The sequence below is a fragment of the Faecalicatena faecalis genome (genome assembly GCF_012524165.2).
Lineage (GTDB): Bacteria > Bacillota > Clostridia > Lachnospirales > Lachnospiraceae > Faecalicatena_A > Faecalicatena_A faecalis.
In genome coordinates this window covers 1-3,150 of record NZ_JABACJ020000050.1, presented here as the reverse complement: position 1 = coordinate 3,150, position 3,150 = coordinate 1, and the positions used below count along the sequence as shown (strand labels likewise).

Here is a 3,150-nt window from a genome sequence, read left to right as displayed (position 1 = left end):
AATAATAACAATTATTTGGTGTTACTTACATGGAGGATCATCGATGCCTAGTAGAACCGTGGAGACAACAAATGTATCTAAGACTGAAAGAACATTAAAAAAGAAGTTACTAATATATGCACATTATTATGTACCAGACGTAGCATCCACTGGACAGCTCCTGAAAGAGTTGGCAGAGGGATTGCTTGATAAATTTGAAGTAACGGTTATCTGTGTGGTTCCTTCTTATTGCGGCACTATAGACGATAAATATAAAAAACATAAGTATTTTCGCGAATATATAGACGGTGTAAATGTGTTACGCGTCAGAGTCCCAGAGTTTAAAAAGACTAATAAAATGAGTCGGATACGGAATATAACCAGCTATTTTATTAGAGCGATGATTGCTACCTTTAAAGTTGGGAGATTTGATTATATTTTCTCGATATCACAACCTCCAATTTTAGGTGGATTGTTAGGGGTATGGGGGAAATGGATCAAACATGCCAAATATATATATAACATTCAAGATTTTAATCCTGAACAAATTGTTGCTATCAAATATAGCAATAGTAAATTATTGATTAAATTATTAATGCAGTTGGATAAATTTAGCTGTAGAAAAGCGGATAAAGTAATTACCGTAGGACGCGATCTGATGGAAACGTTGGAAAACCGTTTTCATAACAACAATAAAAAAAATAATCATTTGCCTACTATGGTTTTAATTAATAATTGGATTGATGAAGAGCGTATTTATCCGTTGCCTAAAAACCATAAAAAGGTCTTGGAATTCAAGAAAAAGTATGGCTTAGAAAATAAATTTGTAATTATGTATTCGGGAAATTTAGGGAATTACTATGACCTTCTGAATATTATGAAAGTTATTGAAAAATTTAAGCCCAAAACAAAAACGCCTCCTTCTCAACAGTATCCAAATGGACAGGAAGTAGTTTTTGTTTTTGTTGGGGCCGGCGGAATGATGCAAAAGATGATGGATTATAAAGAAACACACCGTATGGATAATGTGGTTTTTATACCTTATCAAGATAAGGCTGAAATCATATATAGTCTCAATGCGGGCGATGTCCATTGGTGCATAAATGCTAAAGGGATTAAAGGGGTTAGTTGTCCAAGTAAATATTACGGAATTGCGGCGGTAGCTAAACCAATACTGGGTGTTTTAGAAAATGGCTCCGAAATTCGCTGTTTAATAGAAGAATCCAGGGGAGGCTTATGTTGTGAACCTAAAAATTATAACAAAATCGAAGAGAATCTACGTTTCTTTATAGATCATGCCCAAAGTACGGAATGTATTGAAATGGGATTGAGAGGATATAAGTATTTACTTGCCCATTTAACAAAAGATATCAGCATCAAGAAATATGAAGAGGAGATATTAACATGTTAGCCCATGTTTTTATATGACAAGAACTCTTTCAAATGGGAGTGCTACTACAATTTGAGGAGATAAAATAAATGAACAGTAACTGGTTTAAGATTGCTCTTAAAGCGACAAAAGTTGAATATGGTAAAAGTCTATTGTTAAAAGGAATGCCGATCATCTTCAATCAAAAAGGTGCACGCCTCAAACTTGGAAATCATGTAACAATAAAAAGCAGTTTTCTATCTAATTTAGTTGGTCTTTATAGCCGCACTGTTATAGTGACACGTACTAGAGATGCAGAGATATTGATTGGTGATAATGTTGGAATATCTGGTGCAACAATATATGCACGCAAAAAAATAACTATTGGTGACAATACGTGTATTGGTGGTAACTCTAAGATATTAGACAATGATTTTCACCCTATTGAAATAGAAGATCGGATAAAGTTGCTGCAAGAGAATCGAGTAGGAGATACTAATCTAATTCCAGCCAAGGAAATCTACATAGGAAAGAACTGCTTTATTGGTTGTAATACAATCATTTTGAAGGGAACCATACTTGGTAATGGTTGTGTAGTAGGAGCGGGCGCAGTAGTTACAGGAAGATTTGAAGATAATACCGTTATAGCTGGAAATCCAGCTAGAATCATAAAAAGGCTCCCTCCCTCCCAAATACAATAAGGGGATTCACAAAACTGTTAGTAGAATAATAGAAAATTTAAATAAGGAAAATAGTATGGATAAAAAAAGAATATGCTTCATTGCACAGTTTCCGCCACCAATCCATGGCCTTTCAAAAGCAGTTGAAACTGCATATAATTCAAAGCTTAAACATGAATTTTTATTTGAAAAAGTTGATATTTCCAATAACAAAAAGATTTTAAAAACACTTTGGTCAATTAGCAGAAGTAACGCTGACTTGTTCTACTTTACTATTAGTCAGACAAAAGGGGGGAATCTCAGGGACCTTTTTATTTTCAAACTCCTTCAGATACAGAACAAAAGGTGTCTTATACATTTACATGGTGGATATTATCGTAAGCTGATTGAAAATGATATGAAGAATTGGCAACGTAAAGCTAATTATAAAGCTGTAAGTAAATTGGCTGGTGCAATTGTACTTGGTAAATCTTTAAAGCCAATTTTTAATGGGCTACTGCCAGATGAAAAAATCCATATCGTTCCTAATTGTATAGACAATGAATGTCTTTTAAGTAAAGAAGACTTTGAAAAAAAGCTGGAATCCTCATCGAAGAGGAGGATAAAACAAGTCCTTTATCTATCAAACTTCATTCATTCAAAAGGATATCCTGAGGTTCTAAAAATGGCGTTATTTGAGAAGACACGTATTGCGTCTGGTCAGGAAAAATGTCTGCATTTTCATTTCGCAGGTAAGTTTTTTGAAGAAACAGAAGAGAAATTCTTTTTCAATTATATTAAAGAGAATAATTTAGATGAACTTGTAACATATCATGGTGTAGTTATTGGTTTAAAAAAGGGAGAACTCCTGAAAAAGTGTGACATTTTTACTTTGCCTACTAGATATCCAAATGAGGGACAGCCCATCAGCATTTTAGAAGCAATGGGAAATGGATTACTTGTTTTAACCACTGATCATGCTGGTATACCAGATATTGTTGAAGACGGAGTGACTGGGATAATAGTTAAATCAGATCAGGATATTCAACAGAAGTTGGAACAGATACTATGTGTTGATACTAGTTTAGTGGTCAGAAGAGCATTTGAAATGGTGAATTCTAAATTTAATAGTCGTACATATGC

The 3,150-nt window shown here is 33.9% G+C and carries 3 protein-coding genes; all 3 read left to right on the top strand.

Annotated elements, in window-relative coordinates; all coding sequences use genetic code 11:
• On the top strand, positions 1-1,390 hold a 1,390-nt coding region (locus tag HGO97_RS23565), incomplete at its 5' end, for a glycosyltransferase family 4 protein (protein WP_330654339.1).
• A gap of 68 nt (positions 1,391-1,458) precedes the next feature.
• Positions 1,459-2,049, top strand: a complete 591-nt coding sequence (locus tag HGO97_RS23560; protein ID WP_216245713.1) for an acyltransferase — start codon at positions 1,459-1,461, stop codon at positions 2,047-2,049.
• A gap of 55 nt (positions 2,050-2,104) precedes the next feature.
• Positions 2,105-3,150: glycosyltransferase family 4 protein (locus tag HGO97_RS23555; protein WP_216245711.1), on the top strand; the 1,046-nt coding region annotated here is incomplete at its 3' end.